14 protein-coding genes are annotated in these 16,965 nt (G+C 61.3%); 5 read left to right on the forward strand and 9 right to left on the reverse strand.

The genetic code is table 11. The annotated features are described in order from the left end of the window. Positions 1 to 39 precede the first annotated feature (39 nt). The 4 genes from FHT78_RS00500 to FHT78_RS00515 form a co-directional block, all read right to left on the reverse strand. Complete coding sequence (locus tag FHT78_RS00500; RefSeq protein ID WP_183739026.1) at positions 40 to 1,227, reverse strand: arabinose transporter; 1,188 nt, start codon at positions 1,225 to 1,227, stop codon at positions 40 to 42. A gap of 202 nt (positions 1,228 to 1,429) precedes the next feature. Next, complete coding sequence (locus FHT78_RS00505) at positions 1,430 to 1,909, reverse strand: GNAT family N-acetyltransferase (protein ID WP_183739029.1); 480 nt, start codon at positions 1,907 to 1,909, stop codon at positions 1,430 to 1,432. Between the two features lie 235 nt (positions 1,910 to 2,144). After that, the gene (locus tag FHT78_RS00510; RefSeq protein ID WP_183739032.1) at positions 2,145 to 2,936 is read right to left on the reverse strand and encodes a glycosyltransferase family 25 protein; all 792 of its coding nucleotides are present in this window, start codon (positions 2,934 to 2,936) and stop codon (positions 2,145 to 2,147) included. A gap of 124 nt (positions 2,937 to 3,060) precedes the next feature. Further along, positions 3,061 to 3,846 carry a YdcF family protein gene (locus FHT78_RS00515; protein WP_183739035.1) on the reverse strand — a complete coding sequence of 262 codons (786 nt, stop codon included), beginning with the start codon at positions 3,844 to 3,846 and terminating at the stop codon, positions 3,061 to 3,063. Positions 3,847 to 4,096: 250 nt separating this feature from the next. Here FHT78_RS00515 and FHT78_RS00520 point away from each other — a divergent pair, with 250 nt between their 5' ends. Then, complete coding sequence (locus FHT78_RS00520; RefSeq protein ID WP_183739038.1) at positions 4,097 to 6,478, forward strand: hypothetical protein; 2,382 nt, start codon at positions 4,097 to 4,099, stop codon at positions 6,476 to 6,478. A gap of 159 nt (positions 6,479 to 6,637) precedes the next feature. On the opposite strand, the gene FHT78_RS00525 is transcribed toward FHT78_RS00520, so the two are convergent. Beyond that, positions 6,638 to 7,801: a M20 aminoacylase family protein gene (locus FHT78_RS00525; RefSeq protein ID WP_183739041.1), complete on the reverse strand. Its 1,164-nt coding sequence runs from the start codon at positions 7,799 to 7,801 to the stop codon at positions 6,638 to 6,640. Between the two features lie 282 nt (positions 7,802 to 8,083). Here FHT78_RS00525 and FHT78_RS00530 point away from each other — a divergent pair, with 282 nt between their 5' ends. Beyond that, positions 8,084 to 9,004 carry an ornithine cyclodeaminase family protein gene (locus tag FHT78_RS00530; RefSeq protein WP_183739043.1) on the forward strand — a complete coding sequence of 307 codons (921 nt, stop codon included), beginning with the start codon at positions 8,084 to 8,086 and terminating at the stop codon, positions 9,002 to 9,004. A gap of 137 nt (positions 9,005 to 9,141) precedes the next feature. On the opposite strand, the gene FHT78_RS00535 is transcribed toward FHT78_RS00530, so the two are convergent. Then, entirely contained in the window at positions 9,142 to 9,723 is a 582-nt protein-coding gene (locus tag FHT78_RS00535; protein WP_183739046.1) for a DUF308 domain-containing protein, read from the reverse strand. Positions 9,724 to 9,877: 154 nt separating this feature from the next. Here FHT78_RS00535 and FHT78_RS00540 point away from each other — a divergent pair, with 154 nt between their 5' ends. Then, a complete protein-coding gene (locus tag FHT78_RS00540; protein WP_183739049.1) occupies positions 9,878 to 10,450 on the forward strand; it encodes a TetR/AcrR family transcriptional regulator in 573 nt (190 codons plus the stop codon). Between the two features lie 85 nt (positions 10,451 to 10,535). On the opposite strand, the gene FHT78_RS00545 is transcribed toward FHT78_RS00540, so the two are convergent. Next, positions 10,536 to 12,296 (reverse strand): adenylate/guanylate cyclase domain-containing protein, encoded by a 1,761-nt coding sequence (locus FHT78_RS00545; RefSeq protein WP_183739052.1) that lies wholly within the window; start codon positions 12,294 to 12,296, stop codon positions 10,536 to 10,538. Between the two features lie 161 nt (positions 12,297 to 12,457). Between FHT78_RS00545 and FHT78_RS00550 the strand changes: the two genes are divergently transcribed. Then, entirely contained in the window at positions 12,458 to 13,588 is a 1,131-nt protein-coding gene (locus FHT78_RS00550; RefSeq protein WP_246715019.1) for an aromatic alcohol reductase, read from the forward strand. A gap of 62 nt (positions 13,589 to 13,650) precedes the next feature. On the opposite strand, the gene FHT78_RS00555 is transcribed toward FHT78_RS00550, so the two are convergent. Further along, on the reverse strand, positions 13,651 to 14,076 hold the full coding sequence (locus tag FHT78_RS00555) for a helix-turn-helix domain-containing protein (protein ID WP_183739055.1): 426 nt from the start codon (positions 14,074 to 14,076) through the stop codon (positions 13,651 to 13,653). A gap of 449 nt (positions 14,077 to 14,525) precedes the next feature. Here FHT78_RS00555 and FHT78_RS00560 point away from each other — a divergent pair, with 449 nt between their 5' ends. Next, positions 14,526 to 16,331 carry a heavy metal translocating P-type ATPase gene (locus tag FHT78_RS00560; protein ID WP_246715124.1) on the forward strand — a complete coding sequence of 602 codons (1,806 nt, stop codon included), beginning with the start codon at positions 14,526 to 14,528 and terminating at the stop codon, positions 16,329 to 16,331. A gap of 10 nt (positions 16,332 to 16,341) precedes the next feature. On the opposite strand, the gene FHT78_RS00565 is transcribed toward FHT78_RS00560, so the two are convergent. Next, positions 16,342 to 16,818 carry a nucleoside deaminase gene (locus tag FHT78_RS00565; protein WP_183739060.1) on the reverse strand — a complete coding sequence of 159 codons (477 nt, stop codon included), beginning with the start codon at positions 16,816 to 16,818 and terminating at the stop codon, positions 16,342 to 16,344. Positions 16,819 to 16,965: the final 147 nt, after the last annotated feature.

The raw sequence follows: 16,965 nt of genomic DNA on the forward strand, positions 1-16,965 counted from the left end.
GCAACGAAACGTCCTCACCTCCATCAATGGAAGGCTACGTCACCCAGCAGTGACCACCTTCCCTCGCCTCAAAACCACAGCGATCACAAACCCGCAAACCGCCGTCGCCACACCCACGAGAAACACGCTCCCGTACCCCGCCCGATCGGCCAGCACGCCGGCGAGCGGCCCGGTCAGCCCGTAAGCGAGATCCTGGAAGGCCGAGAAGCCGCCAAGCGCCGTGCCGCGCAGATGCGGGGCCACGAGATGCACGACTTCACGCCCCATGGCGGGAAAGATCATCGAGCAGCCGAGGCCGGTCATGAAGGCGCCGATCAGCGCGACGGTGGGATCGGCGGCACTCCAGATCAGCAACTGGCCGATGGCCTCGACCGCGAGCGAGACGACGGCGACCGCCAGCCCGCCATAGCGATCCGGCAGGTGGCCGAAGAGGAGACGCACCAGCACGAAGCCGCAGCCGAAGGCGGTCAGGCCGAGGCCGGCGTGATCCCAGCCGAGATCGCGGAAATAGAGGGTGAAGAAGGAGCCGATCGCGGCAAAGCCCATGCCCTGCAGGCAGACGATCAACCCGTGCAGCCAGATGCGGCCGATGACGGCGGCAAGCGGCGGGCGTTCCCTGTCCGGGTGGGCGGCAACGGCCGGCACGCTGCGTATTGCCGCAAGCCCCAGCAAGGGCAGCGCGGCGCTGACGGCCATCGTGCCGGCAAAGCCGAGATGATCGAGCAGCAGCAGTCCAACAGGCCCGCCAAGCCCGAGCGCGCCGTAGATCGCCGCGCCGATGAGCGCCAGCACGCGGCCGGAACGCTGCGGCCCGACGAGCCCTATGCCCCAGGCGATGACGCCGACGGCGACAAGGCTTTCGCCAAGCCCGATCAGAAGCCGCCCGGCTACGAGGATGGCGAAAGCCGCAGCCGGCGCCTGCAGCGAAAGCCCGGCGGCAAGCGAGATCAGCGCGCCCGCCACATAGAAGGCGAGGCCACGCTGCACGGCGAGCTTGGCGCCCCTACTGTCCGACAGCCTGCCGGCATAGCCGCGGGTGAGGATGGTGGCGAGAAAGGCAATGCCGACACCAAGGCCTGCCCAGCCATTGCCGAGGCCAAGCGCACCGGTCGCGAACACGGGCACGACCGGAAGGGCGAAGGCAACACAGAGATAGGAGATGAAGAGGATCGCGGTCAGCAGGTAAAGCCTTGCCTGCTCGCGATCACCGGTAAGACGGAAAGCCATGAAAACCTCCTGGCAGTTCCCTCGTCGACGGGCACAAAAAAACGCACTCCGACCGGCGAGGATCGATAAGTGCGTTGCTTGACGTCAAACGCTTACGGCCAGAGGACTGGCGTGAGTTGGGAAATACGGGATATGCGGATGGGTGTCAACGATGGCTGTGCCGCCACACCACACGCTTCGTCCCTCTCCCAGGCGATAGCCACTACCGTCCCGATACGGCCTCTATCAGCGCGCGCCTCATGAAGAGGCTTATGGGTGTCGCCGTATAAGGTGCAAAAGGCTCGCATGGCTTGTACCCACCGCGGCGATACAGCTGTTGTGCTTCGACGTTGCGCGTTCCAACTTCGAGCAGCATGGTCTGTGATCCGAGCGTCTGGGCCTGGGCTTCCGCTCGCCGAAGCAGTGCCATACCGATACCGGCCCCCCGCACACCGGCATCCACGATCATGCGCTTAAGCTCCGTGGTGCCGTCACCTCGCTCAAACAGCACGCAAAGTCCGACCGCCCTGTCGGCGAGACGCGCGATGAGAACATGCGTGCCTGGCTTTGCCAGCGACTCCGCCGTGATCGGCCGACGATATTCACCCGGATAGAGCGCTGCGGCGACAGAATCCGACTGCGACAGAAGCACCGAAACTTCGTGCTGCAGCGCAGGTTCGATATTGACGGAAACTTCAGACATCACGCCAGCACTCACCTCGTCAACATCATACGAGCGCAGGTGAATACGGCTGCCGCAGCTTGTCAACAAGCTCGGTATCCAGACCTGAAACGCCGCCCGTATCAGGCCATGAGCGGCGTCACCGCACAACCTCTCCTCCTCATCCCTGTGCTTCTCACAGGAATGAGGGAAGAGAGGGACGCGCCCTTACCGCATCACATGACCTGCACCAGCGGCTGCAGCAGCCCAGCTACGCCTATTTCACCACGCCGGCGTTGAACCTGGAGCGATCGACGAGAACATCCCGCTTCTGCCCCACGAACAGTCCGACAATGAGATTCCTTGCCTTGATGCTTTCGAGCTCAAGCCGGCGCGCGAGCTTGCGCACCTTGCTGAGCGGCAGGAAGACCAGGTCCTTTTCCGGGCGTACGAAATCGGCGCTCTCGGCCTCACCCTCCAGAAACCGCTGCTGGATGACCGGCGCCGGCTCGATCTGGTAGGCGGCAAGCCAGGAGCGGTGCCAGAAATGCGCATCGATCAGCGAATAGGTCGTGGTTTCCGCCAGCATGCGTTTTGCCGCCTCGGGGCCGATGACATAGCCTGCCAGCCCCACGCGGTTCTGATAGACGCGGGTTGCGCCAAAACGGCCGGCCGTGTCCTGCCAGGCGCGCTTGCGGTTGAGGATATGGCGCCGCGGAGCGAATTCGAGGTCGTAGACGCTGTTCCAGGCATCGTTGCGGGCTTCGATAGCGGCGAGAACCGCGGCGATATCGTCCGACAGCACCGCATCGTCTTCGAGGATGAGCATCTTCGCGCCATGCTCTACAACCGCCTGCCAGGCCTTGCGGTGGGACAGGAAGCAGCCGATGTCCTGTCGGCGCGTCGGGCTTGGCCAGTTGCTGGCAGCCGTCTGGCATTCCTGGGTGGTGAGATCGGCAGCTTCGAATGCGTCGAGAAACTCGAAGGATAGGCCATGTGCGGCCATCTGCCGGATCTGGAAGTTCCGCCGAACCTCCTCCGCCTTGCGGCTGATGATCAATATTCTCAAGTAAACTCCCTGGCGCCGAACGCCTGCCATCTCAGCGCAGACATATAGCCATGTTCCGACTTGAGCAAAAGCGGACCGTCGGGGGCGCCATAGCTTTTTCAGAAATTCCTTAAACGCCGCTGGCTCACTGCGGATAAAGGGTCGAGACGCGCCCAGCGAAATAATAGGCGACGATGCCGATCCATTCCCGCAGGCCCGTCGTCAACAGGTCGGCATTGTCGATCGGATGGCCGGCCGACAGCCTCAGGCCCTGTTTTCCGGTCGTACGGTAATCGGCGACCCAGGGCGTGACGTTCATGCCGAGATTGCGGAAGATTGCCACCGCCCGCGGCATGTGGAAACCCGATGTCAGGAGCAGGCAGTGGTCGAGGTTCAGCCGCTGCAGGATCGCCCTGGTATTGATGGTGTTCTCATAGGTATCGCGCGACTCCGCATCATATTCGACACGGGCGGGGTCGATATGGAAATCGTCGAACATCCTGCGGATGACAACCGCCTCCTTGACGTTGCCGCCGGTGAGACTGCCATCGCCGCCGGACATGATAATCCTGGCATTGGGATAGACGCCCGCCAGCCGCACCGCTTCGATATAGCGATCGGCTGCGTCATCGAGGTTGTAGCCACCGCGCACGCCATCGACCTTTGTTGCTATCCCGCCGCCGAGCACGATGACGCAGGCCGCATCGGCAGGAGCTGCCGGCCGCGGAAAGCGGTCTTCGAGCTCCTGCACGATCAGCGCGCCCGCGGTCGTGTAGAAGCTCACGAAGACGAGCGCCAGCGACACCAAACCGGCGGCGATGGCGAGGCGCCGGAAGGAAAAGAGCATCAGCAGCACACTGAGCGCCAGCAGAAAGAAAGAGATCGTCACCGGCTGAGAGACGATCCAGAAAATCTTTGCGAAGAAAAACATGAGCGATGTCGAGGTCCTACTGAAACGCGGCCACGAAAACCTAATCGGGGATTCGGGGCAAGCGGAAGTTGGGCGCGACAGGAGTGATGGAAAAGGATGCGCCCGCCTGATCGCCCCCACCCGTTCTCATTTGAAGATTATCGTTATTGTCGAGTAATATTCAAAAAAGAACGGTATAGTAGCAACATCGGATCTACAGCAACGACGTCATTTTCACAATCACCATCTATCTGTCTGAGGAGGAAGGTAAATGCCGTTTTTGGAATCTCAGGTCAACACGTTCACGGTCAATTTCCAGTACAGTGCTGCGACCACCCAGCTGCCAGGCGGCGGATGGGTGATCACATGGGCCTCGATGCTGGAAGACGGCAGCGGTTCCGGAATCTACCAGCAGGTCTACGACGCGACGGGCGCCCTCGTCGGACCCGAAACCCGCGTCAACACCACGGTAGAGGGCAACCAGGACATGCCGGCCGTGGCGGTCCTTGCCGATGGCGGCTGGGTGGTGACCTGGGGAGACCAGGGGGTCTCCACGCCCGGAGTCTACCAGCAGGCATTCAACGCTGATGGTACGCCGCGCGGTGGCGAGACCCAGGTCAACACCTATGAGGGCGCGGGACAGGGCTCGCGGTCGGTCATAGGGCTTTCTGACGGAGGCTGGGTCGTCAGCTGGCTGTCGGTAGGCCAGGACGGCTCCGGATACGGGATCTACCAGCAGGCCTTCGCTGCCGACGGCTCCAAGATCGCCGGAGAGACTCAGGTCAACACCTACACCGATGGAAACCAGTGGCCTGGTTCGATGGCGCCGCTCGATGGCGGCGGCTGGGTCGTCACCTGGTCGTCGGCAGGTTTGGACGGTTCCGAGACCGGCATATTGCAGCAGGTCTATAATGCCGATGGCACGCCGCGCGGCGGGGAGACCCTCGTCAATACCTACACCAATTCCTATCAGGGCAGCCCAACCGTGGTGGCACGCGACGGCGGCTGGGTCGTCATCTGGGGATCGAATGGCCAGGATGGCTCGAGCGGCGGGGTCTATCAGCAGGCCTACAACGCCGACGGAACGCGGCTCGGCACGGAGACACGGGTCAACACCACGACCGACGGCAACCAGGGCTACCATACCTCCGCAGCGTTGGGTGACGGCGGCTGGGTGGTGATCTGGCTCTCGGGCGATGCGCATATGATGCAGCAGGCCTACAACGCGGACGGGACACCAAAAGGCGGCGAGACGCAGGTCGATACCGAGGGGACATATGCGTCGAACCAGAAGGTGACGGCGCTGGCCGATGGCGGCTGGGTGGTGACCTGGACGGTGATGGGATTCACCGACACCTACTATCATGTCTATCAGCAGGCGTTTAATGCCGACGGGACGAAAAACGGCGATGAAACGCTCCTCAACACGCTGACCCACACCTACCATGATATACCCCAGGTGGCGGCGCTCGATGACGGCGGCTGGATCGTCACCTGGGCATCCGACAGCGACTACAACGGTCCCTACTCCTATGACTCCGGCATCTATCAGGTCCGCTACGATGCCGACGCCCATGCGGTCGAGCTTCCGAGCCACAGCATCTACGGTACCTATCCCGGCATGAGCCTTTTCGGCACGGCCGGCGACGACGCCATCTATGCAAGCGCCGGCGACGATACGCTCTACGGCTATGCAGGCAATGACCATCTTTCCGGAAGCTCCGGCGACGACAGGATGATCGGCGGCCTCGGCAACGATACCTATAGCGTGGACACCACGGCCGACAGGGTCGTGGAACTGGCCGGGGAAGGCACCGACACCGTCCTGACCGAAGTCAGCTATACGCTTTCGGCCAATGTCGAGAACCTCGCGATGGTCGCCGAGGGCAATCTCTATGCGACCGGCAACGCGCTCGATAACGTCATGACCGGCAATAGCGGCAACAACACGCTAGCCGGCGCTCTAGGACGGGATACGCTCCACGGCCTCGACGGCAACGACTATCTCGATGGCGGCGCCGGCAATGACAGGCTGTACGGCGGCTCCGGCGACGACATGCTCGCGGGTGGTACCGGCGACGACTTCATGGATGGCGGCGACGGAAACGACAAATACAAGGTCGACAGCGCCGGCGACGTCGTCCACGACACCGGCGACGGCGTCTGGGATCTGATCGATACTATCTATTCCACCGCGCAAGCCTATTCGCTCGCCGGAACGGGCGCTGAGGCGCTGATCCTTCAGGCGGGCGCCGTGATCGGGATCGGCGATGGCGGCAACAACCAGATAGTCGGCAATGCGGCGGCCAATACGCTCGTCAGCGGCGGCGGCAGTGACGGCCTGACCGGCGGCGGCGGTGCCGATACGTTCGTTCTCGCTGCACCCAGCTCTTCGAACTTCGCTTCCATCGCGGATTTCGGCGCGGACGATTTCCTGTCGTTCCGGTCCAGCGCTTTCCAGGGCATGACCGCATCCACCCTGGATTTCCATGTCGGCAAAACCGCCATCGGCGCAGACGCCCAGTTCTACTTCAACACGTCCGACCGCACGCTCTATTGGGACGAGGACGGAACTGGGGAAGACGACGCTGTTGGAATTGCCATGCTCAACGGAGCTTATGTCCTGCAGTCCGGCGATTTCCTGTTTGCGTGAGGGGCGCTGACAACGGAAGGCAGGGTTTTGCGGGCCGCCGTTTATGCGGCCCTTCCTTGTGAAGAGATGGGCGTTTCGGCGCCCGCTCGCCCTGAACACCGCATGGCCCGCGCTCGCCGTGTAAGATCGAACGCCGCACACGCCTGGCTGCAATCCCCCCTACCTCCCCCCAAGCTCCTGCCCGACCAGCGACAGCCAATAGCGCACCCCATGGGCGATCGCTTTGTCGTTGAAATCATAGGCCGGATGATGCAAACCCGCACTATCCCCATTGCCGATCAGGATCATCGCGCCGGGCCGCCTCTCCAGCATATAGGAGAAATCCTCCGCCCCCATCGACGGCTCGTATGCCGCATTCACTCGGCCCTCACCGGCAACCCTTGCCGCTGCCGCAACGATCGCTGACGTCCTGCCGGCATCGTTGACCGTGACCGGGTAACCCGGCCGCCAGTCGATCTCGGCCTCCGTCTCGAACAGCTTCGCCGTGCCATGCACGATCTCGCGAAAACGCTGCTCAACGGCCTTCCTCGTGTCCGCCTGCATGGTGCGGATCGTGCCGCCGAGGCGCACGGAGGCGGGAATGACGTTCAGCGCCTTGTCGTTGCCCGCTTCCGAAAAGGTGACGGAGACGACGACCGGATCGAAGGGATCGGTGAAGCGCGAGGCGATCGATTGCAGCGCGGTGACCATATGGGCGCTGACGAGAACAGGATCGCGCGTCATGTTCGGCGAGGCCGCATGCCCGCCCTTGCCGTTGATCGTGATGACGAAGCGGTCGGCACCCGCCATGAACGGGCCTGCGCGCGTGGCAAAGGAACCGATCTCCAACCCAGGCTCGTTATGCATGCCATAGACCTCGTCGATGCCGAAGCGCTCGAGCAGCCCCTCCTCGATCATCACCCGCGCACCGCCGCCGCCTTCCTCCGCCGGCTGGAAGATCAGCACGACCTTGCCGGAGAAATCCCGGTTTTCGACAAGGCACTTGGCGGTGGCAAGCAGCATGGCAGTGTGCCCGTCATGACCGCAGGCATGCATGCGGTTGGCATTTTTGGAAGCATAGGGAAGATTGGTCTGCTCCGACATCGGCAGAGCATCCATGTCGCAGCGCAGCGCAATCGTCTTGCCCGGCCCCTTCGTGCCCTCGATGACAGCGACGACGCCGGTCTTGGCAAGCCCGGTCGTAACATTCTCGCAGCCGAATTCGGCGAGCTTGCCCGCCACGAAGGCCGCCGTCTCCGGAAGGTCGAAAAGCAGCTCCGGATTCTGATGGATATGACGACGCCAGCCCTTGGCCTCTTCGGCGACGGCTTCGATGGTGCTCATGATGGTATCCTTGTGATGTGGCCGTGGAGAGCGGCGGCCGAAGGCGGGGTGGCGCGAGACTAGCCGCTGCGGGGGCAATTTGCCAACCGGGGAATGGGCTGGATATGGAATGAGATCCGAAATCTCCTCCTCGGTCGGCATCCTCAGAAGTTCCGCACCCTCTTGACCTAAAGTGCACTTAAGGTTGTAGGGAACGGATCGCGGCATGACAAGATACGCGATCCGGATGTCCGCAATATGTAACCTCAGGGCAATTTCTTTCAATCATCGGAAGGCGCGGTAATGGCCAAACTGCTCGGCGATAGCGACCTCATGGGCCACGACGTGATGGCTAGGGCAATCGATGTCATGGAACTGGCCTTTCGAGCGAGGCTTGATAACAAGATCGTATCGCCGCCAAGGCATCACGTCGCTTTCGGAGAGCATGGCGATCTGGTCTTCACGGTGGGAGGTATCCTTGGGGAGGCTCCACTTGCCGGATTCCGTGTGTACGATACGTTTCAGAATTCGAAGCAGTCTCAAATCGTCGCCGTCTGGTCGGCAAACGAGGGGAGACTGAAGGGCCTGGTTCTCGGGGAACGTCTCGGTGCCGTCAGGACTGGCGCAATTGGCGGCGTGGCGATACGGCATCTGAGCTCACAAAATGCGAAGTCTGTCGCCGTGATCGGTAGCGGCATCCAAGCACGAACTCAGCTTGCTGCGGCCGCGGCAGTCAGAGCGATATCCACTGTTCGTGTGTACAGTCGGGATGTGGTCAACAGAAACGCGTTCGCAGAAGAGATGCAACGCGATCTTAGTGTAGAGGTCACGCCTGTCGACAGTGTTGCGAAGGCGACGATGGATGCCGACATCGTTATCTGCGCGACTTCGAGCCGGATCCCGATACTACATACTGCAGATCTGACGCCGGGCACTCACGTCAACACCATTGGCCCCAAGCTTGTCGGAGGCCATGAGATTGGGCTCGACGTCGCTGATACCGCCAAAATCATAGCCACCGATGCACCTGAACAAGCGCGCGCCTACGCGTCGCCCTTCTTTCTCGCCGGCACGCGACACGAAAACCGAATGATCGATCTTGCTGAGTTGGTTTCCGCGCCCGGAAGGACTCGGTCTTCGCCTGAGCACATCACCCTATTCTGTTCTGTTGGGCTCGCCGGAACCGAAGTTTTGCTGGCATCTGCTCTGCTCGACGCATCTTAATCTCATAGATATCCGGTTCGAGCGCAGTGGTACCGCGCTGGGATATGCCCGAAGCGAACGATATAATTTGATTAAACTTTCGAGGCCACACGCCGTGCTGCGTGTGGCCTCTGATAGGATTGGGTTTAATGCCGTGCTCAAGGCAGGATTTCATGGCTGCCCTTACGATACGCCGCCACCGTCATCCACACAGCCGACAGCAGGAAATAGAAGGCACCAAACCCGGCATAAGGGGCGATGTCGAGAATGCTTGGCGCTGCGGTCCCGTAAGCCCGGCTGAGCATGAAGCCGCCGGCGAGCGTCGATTGCGCGCCGCTGAGGATCATGACCCATTGCGCGCCGTAGATGCGCCAGCGCCGCACGGCCGCTGCAAGCTGCAGCAGACCGGAGAAGATTGCCCAGACGCCGAAGACAGCGAGCACGGCATAGGGGCTGTTGAGGACGGCGATGATGACGGCAAGCGTGGTGATCGTGCTGACGGCAACGTTGAAGGTCTGGGCGGAGTTCGCCTTCAATCCGCCGTTCGAGCGGGCGTCCACGAGGTTCGCCACCGCATCCCAGGCCGGATAGATGACAAGCAGCACGGAGGCGAGCGCCGATTGGCTTCCCGACAGAGTGGCTGAAAGAATGGCGACGATGATCCAGCCGATCGAAAACAGCGCGCGGACGAAATAGTAGGACCGCAACCAGCTCGATTGCGCGGAAGATTGGTTCTGCATGACAGGCTCCTTGTTTGTCTCCCTACTAGTAGGTAGATAGTTTTCGAGAGTCAATCGCCAAACGCGCCTTTCTCTGCCGTCAGGAACACAAGCACGTGAGCCAGCCCGCAGTGCCCGCTTGACAGCCCTGCCTACCAGAAGATAGGCAAGCTGTATGGAACAGACGACTTCGGAAAAGATCCTCGATATAGCGCAGTCCCTCGTCGTGGCGGGAGGCTATAACGGCTTCAGCTATGCCGATATTTCCGAGGCGGTCGGCATCCGCAAGGCGAGCATCCACCATCACTTCCCAACCAAGGCCGAGCTGGTGCAGATCCTCGTAGACCGCTATACGCAGCGCGCCGAATCCGGCCTGAACGCGCTGCGCGAGCACGTCCCCGGCCCTGTCGAGCAGCTGCAAGCCTATCTGAACTACTGGCAGAAATGCATCCTCGATGCCTCGGAGCCTTTCTGCGTCTGCGCCATGCTCGCCGCCGAAATGCAGATGCTGCCGGAGCCGGTCGCAGCCCACGTGCGCCGGCATTTCGAGAACCTGGCCGCCTGGCTGACATCAGTGCTGAAGGCGGGCGCAGAGCAGAAGCTCTTCCGGCTCGCCAGATCGCCCGAAGAGGAAGCGCAGATCCTGATGGCGTCAGTCCACGGCGCCATGCTGTCGGCCCGCGCGCTAGGCGATCCCAGCCTCTTTGCCGCGATCGTCGGCCCCCAGCTCGCCAGACTTAAAGCATAGAGCGCTCAAGGCATAGAAGAGACCGCACGTCATCCCAATGAACCGGGATCGCTAAAGCCCGACGGCATCTGCGCTCCGGCGATCATTATCTTAACAAAAGTGATTTCTTCCGCGCTGCGGGCTTGCGCGGCATCAACGGCAGGCCGGCATCGCAATTGCGTGTGACCAGCGTTTCGGTGACGGATTCGTCCGCATAGGTTTCCTGTGTCCGAATATAGACCGCCGACAGGCACGGATCGAGGGAAAGGGCCTGCCGAACCAGGAATTCAGCCCTTCCAACGTCGCCGCACGCCATGCTCGCAGCAACCTGGTAGAGCGACTTGCGCCTGGTTTGGAAGGGCAGCGTCAAGGCGACACGCATCATCTCTTCGAAACGGCCGAGCGCGTAGAGCGCCGCCACCCGTTCTTCGGTGATCCAGACCGGCAGGAAGGGATCGAGTGTTTCGGCGCGATCGAGCATTTCGAGGGCGCGCTCGGCTTCTCCGGCATAGACATAGAAGGCCGCGCTGCGGCCGAGAATATAGGCATCGTTCGGCGCGAGTTCGTGGGCACGAATGTGATGGTAACGCGACGAAATGAAGTCGCCCGATTTCATCTTGATCGCGCCCATGATGCGATGGGCTTCCGGATCGGATGGGTCGAGGGCGAGCGCGTGTGCCACCTGCTGTTCGGCCTTATCGATGTCGAAGCTTGGCAGATTGCTCCACGAGCAGACATGCATTGCAAACGGACGGCCGAAACCGGGGTCGGCCGCCATTGCCCGCTCGAACCAGGTCATCGCTTCATGGATGTGAATATCCGCCACGCCCACCAGGCGGTGATGGTCAAGACCGCGCAGATAATACTCATAGGCCGTCATGTTCTCCGGGCGCTTCAACCGGGCTGCCGCAAGTTCCGATTGCTCGATCCGTCCGGATACGGTTGCTGCAACACGAGCGATGATCTCGTCCAGCACATCGAGCAATTCCCCAAACGGACGCTTGATACGGTCCGACCAGATGACGAGACCCTCTCCGGTCTCGGTCAGCGCGATGTTGACCCTGAGATCATCGCCCACTTGCCGGATCGAGCCGCTGATGACGTAGCCGACGCCGAGAAGGCGGCCGATCTCGACGGGATCCTTTGTCGTCAGCGCGGTCGCCGCCGAGCGGGAACTGACAAACAACCCCTTCAGGCGGCTGAGTTCGAGCGTCAGGTCGTCGGTAATGCCCTCCGCCAGGAAACATTGGTCCGCACCAGCGCCGGGCGCTACGTCGAAGCGCGCCACTGCGATCGAATTGGTCCGGGGAGACTGGGCAGTATTGGGGGCGGATCGCGTCGGCGCGAACTGAAAGACGTGACGGTCTATCAGTTCGGTGACCCGGTAAATCCGGATCGGCTCCAGAATTCCCTTCAGCTGCCGTTCGCCGACATCTTCGAATCCGCAGGGCGAGACCCGCCGGACCTGGTCGTAGAGCAGCCCTGAAGCCTCGATTGCGCCGGGCGGCGCAGATGCCTCGATGCGCGCGGCGATATTCACCCCGTCGCCGCGCAGATCGGAGCCCACGACGACGACATCGGCGAGATGGAGGCCAAACCGCATATCGCCGCCGCTCGATCCAGGAAGGGCAGCGATCTCGGCGCGCGCCTCGATGGCGGACCTGAGCGCATTGATGGGGCTGGCGAACTCGGCGAGCAGGCCATCGCCCGCCGTGCCGAAGACTCGGCCGTCATGGCGCTGGACAATCATGCGAACGGTCTCGAGGACAGCGTCGATCCGGGTAATCGCCCCTTCCTCGTCCGATTCCATCGCGGAGGTGGAGCCGACGAAATCCCCGACCATGATCGTAGCCAGCTTGCGCTGCATTCTCGATCCTCCCCGCGACAGAAGCACGCGATGAGACAATGTAGCACATTTGCGGGCCTGGATGTTCTGCGATTGGCAATGCTGACGATGCGGTAGCAGGCCCGTGCGACATCAGCGGCCGATGGCGCATGGTTGCAATGTATGGAGGAACCGACATCATAATGGCTTCATCGCTGGCAATGCTCATGTCCGCCTTCGGCCCAAAGCGGACAATCGGTGACGTGTCGAAGGATTACCCAACGGAAGCCCGACCTCATTTTCGATATAGTATCACTCATGTACCTTCTTCCATCGATCTTCAAAATCGCCAAGTAGAGGCCTCATTCGATCTGAAAGAGGCTAAAACAATGAATGAACCCGTTTCCGGCGTGAAGTCACGGAACATCCTAGTGCTAGGTGCAGGTGAGCTTGGAATGCCTGTCCTGCGTAATCTGGCTCGTCGCTCGAAGGACATAGAAGGAGCAAAGATAAGCGTCCTACTGCGCGCAAGCGCCGTAAGCTCCGACTCCTCGTCCAAGCAGCGTGATATTGCCGAGATTCGTGATTTAGGCATTGAGATCGTCGTGGGCGATTTGGTGAACAGCTCAATCGAGGAACTGGCATCCTTATTCGCGCAATACGACACAGTCATCGGTTGCACAGGCTATGCAGCGGGGATCAACACCCCGATGAAGCTTGCCAGGGCGGCTTTGCAGTCTGGGGTTCCACGCTATTTCCCGTGGCAGTTCGGTGTCGACTTCGAAGCGATTGGTCGAGGTGGTCCGCAGGATATTTTCGACGCTCAGCTCGATGTGCGTGAACTTTTGCGCTCTCAGGATAAAACCGAATGGGTCATCATCTCTACCGGTATGTTCATGAGTTATCTGTTCGAGCCCGAATTCGGGGTCGTTGATCTGGAAAAAAGCACTGTCAATGCCCTTGGCAGCTTCGATACCGCTGTCACGCTGACGACTCCCGACGACATCGGCGTGCTCACTGCAGAAATTGTCTTCTACGAGCCGACCATTTGCAACGAAATCGTCTTCCTAGCAGGTGATACGGTCACCTATGGCGAGCTCGCGGACAAGCTTGAAGCCGGTTTGAGCAGGCCGTTCAGCCGATCCGAATGGACAGTTCCAGTCCTGATGGAAGAGTTGGCAAAGGACCCGCAGAACATGATGCGCAAGTACCGCGCAGCGTTTGGTATCGGGCGCGGCATGGCATGGAACAAGGCCAGCACCTTCAACGTGCGCGAAGGCATCGAGGTTACGGATGTATCCGATTGGATTAACGCCAATCTTCGCGGCGAGTAAGTAACCCTAAGCACCGGTCCTCATATCTAACGGTCCCAGCGGAGCGGTGCACGCCCTCATCATCAGAACGTCTGCCAGGAAGGCCTTTCTGGCGGACGAGAATCATAATCTTCGCGTGATTTTCTAAAGAGGTCGGAATTCTCCACAACCCATGTCCACAGAGGGATCATGCGGATGAGAAGACCCATACCCAATTCGGTCAGCTCATATTCCACGCGAGGTGGCATCTCAACAAGATCGTGGCGCGTGACGAGGCCATCTCTTTCGAGCTGGCGTAGGGTACGGGTCAGCATCCGTTGGGTCGCACCATGCATTCGCCTTCCAATGTCCGCATGTCGAAGCCTGCCATAAACCCCAAGAGTGTGTATCACGCCAAGCGACCACCTATTGCCTGCGTGCGTCAGAACCTCTCGTCTAACCCCATCCTCATCCTCGCGAAGGCCGTCGCAGACAGCTTGAGAGTAGTTTAGGATTTCTTCTCTGGTCATTTTCTTGTTTCCGGGAAGCTGCTGTGCATCTTATCAGCACTTTCGAGTGCGCCACACATTTGGTTACGCTCAATCCTTCATGTCAGCAATTGGCGCATGGTTACCATGCCCATCAAGGATTCTGAACCTCGGGATCAATGTCGTTCTGCCAACACAACGGCACAATGCTTGCGCCCAACTCTTCGTGGCGCTTGCTCCACGGCGAGCCGGACCTGCCCTGGTTGGCGACCCGCTCGCGCCAGATATGCCGGCCTTGAGTGAGATCAAGGAGAAATCCTGTGGCTGTGCCAAATTCCTGGCCGCATGACGGGCGCTGGCGACGAGCTCAAGGCATTGACCTGCGCATCCAAGAGGAAGCCCAAGCGGAAAATGGGAGGCGTGCCATGAGCGTTTTGGACGAGCCGAAGGCTCAGCCCCCAATTGGCGGTTTCGGCAAATTGCGCGCATGGATGCGTGATATCGGCCTGCGCTCGACGATCATGGCGACGGCAGCGGTGTTCGGTCTGGCAGGCGCCTTAGTCCTCTTCCTGCTGGGCTTCGGTTCGGCGAGCCGCCTTGCCCTCGCGACAAGCACCGGTGCTGCGCTCGCATTCCTGCTGATCGACATCGTTGCGAAGCTCAGGAACGGCGATTTCGGCCTCGACCTGATCGCCGCCCTTGCCATGGGCTCCACCCTCTGGTTCGGCGAATATCTGGCCGGAGCGATCGTCGCCCTGATGTATGCCGGCGGCCAGTTTCTGGAAGCCTATGCGCATCGGCGCGCAGACGAGGGTATGTCGGCTCTCCTGGCGCAAGTGCCGCGAACGGCACTTCGGCTCCTTGAGGACGGGATGGAAGAAGTCCCCATTCCCGACATCGCGGTCGGTGATATCCTGATGATCCGCAGGGGCGATGTGATCCCGGCGGATGGCACGCTGCTCTCGGCTGCCGCATCGGTCGATCAGTCCGTCCTGACCGGCGAAGCCTTCCCGGTTCACCTCTTGAAGGGAGCACGGATGGAGAGCGGCGCCACGAACGCGGGAGACGCGATCGAGATTCGCGTTGAAAGCCGCGCCGAGGACAGCACCTATTCCGGCATCGTCAAGCTGGTCGAGGCATCCCGGCGTTCCAAGGCGCGGATAGCGCGGCTGGCCGATCGATATGCGATCGCCTTTCTCCTGCTAACGCTCGCAATCGCGGCCGGTGCCGCCCTCCTGTCCGGTGACATGGCGCGCATCGTTGCGGTTCTCGTCGTGGCGACGCCCTGCCCGCTGATCCTGGCCGTTCCCGTGGCGCTAGCGGCCGGAACTTCGAAGGCGGCCAAGGCGGGCGTGCTGGTGAAGGGCGCAGGGCCGCTGGAGATCCTGGCGGATGCCTCCGTCGCGGTCTTCGACAAGACCGGCACGCTGACGGCAGGCGACCCGGAAGTCGTCTCGATCGAGGGCCCTGAAGACCCGGACAGGATCCTGCGCCTCGCCGCATCGCTGGACCAGGCATCATCGCATGTTGTCGGTCGTGCGATCGTCAGGAAGGCCCAGAGACGCCAGCTGACGCTGTCACGCCCGACGGATGTATCGGAGCTTCCGGGCGCCGGGATTTCCGGGCTTGTCGACGGGATCAAAGTGAGCGTCGGCGGCGACAATTACTTCAAACCGGATGGCGCGTCGTCCCGCCCTTCGGAGAAGAAAGGCAGGATGCAGGCAAAGGTCTTCTTCGATGGGTGGCTTGCAGGCGAGATCGGCTTCCAGGATCGCCTGCGCGGCGATGCCGTCGAACTCGTGGCCAGGCTCCGCAAGCTGGGTTTCGGCCGGATCGTGCTTGCAAGCGGCGACGAGCGCAGCGTCGCCGCCGCCATTGCCGGCTCCCTGTCGCTGGATGCCGTCGAAGCGCGGCTGTCGCCCCTAGAGAAGGTCGATGTCATCACCAGGGAACGCGCAGCCGGAAGGGTCATGATGGTCGGCGACGGCGTCAACGATGCTCCGGCACTCGCAGCCGCCGATGTCGGCATCGCCGTCGGCGCCACCAATCTTGCGGCCGCCGCCGAAGCCGCCGACATCGTCCTCATCCGCAACGATCTGAACCGGATCGCCTCGGCCATCGAAATCGCCCGACGCTCCCGCGCCATCGCCGTCCAGAGCATTTTTGCGGGCATCGGCCTCTCGCTCGTCGCTATGATCTTCGCCGGTGCCGGCTTCCTGCCGCCGGTCACAGGGGCCATGCTGCAGGAAGCAATCGATGTGGCGGTGATCCTGAACGCGCTACGGGCGCTGCGCTAGATAATGAGCCCTAAGCTTTACCCAGATGTTTAGGCCAAAATTCCTGATGGACTGCGGCGGCTTCCTCTTCGAGATTCGTCGGACCCTCGACGGTGACGATACGCGCGCCGGTCTGCAGCACCGCCCGGCTCGGCACGTTCAACCCGATCCCGGCAATCTCACCAAGCCGCACCTCCGAGCACGCAAACACCATGCGCCCGATGCCCGACCAGTAGATCGCCCCGGAGCACATCGCGCACGGCTCCGTACTGGTGTAGAGCGTACAGTCGGCAAGATATGCGGTGTCGTAGTGTTGTGCGGCCAGTTTGATCAGGTTCAGCTCGGCGTGGTTGGTCATATCGCGGCCGGTGAAGACAGTGTTTTCGGCGCGCAAGATGACCGCACCGTCCTTCACCAGCACGGAGCCAAACGGTTCGTCTCCGTGTTCCATCGCGGATTTCGAGAACGCAATCGCCTCGCGCAAAAACGGCTCGTGATTTTCCGTCATCGTCTCCCCCAAGAGCTAGAGCGGGATGATCTTTGCTTGGATCCGAGAGATTGCCAAGGGCTGCAAATCGGTTTCAGGTAGGCGATCCGTATCGCCCGCACCGTCATTGTCCGGCTTCAGCCAATGAGTCTGAGCCAATTTGCGCCT

Origin of the sequence: Rhizobium sp. BK196, assembly GCF_014193255.1 — a bacterium.
GTDB lineage: Bacteria > Pseudomonadota > Alphaproteobacteria > Rhizobiales > Rhizobiaceae > Rhizobium.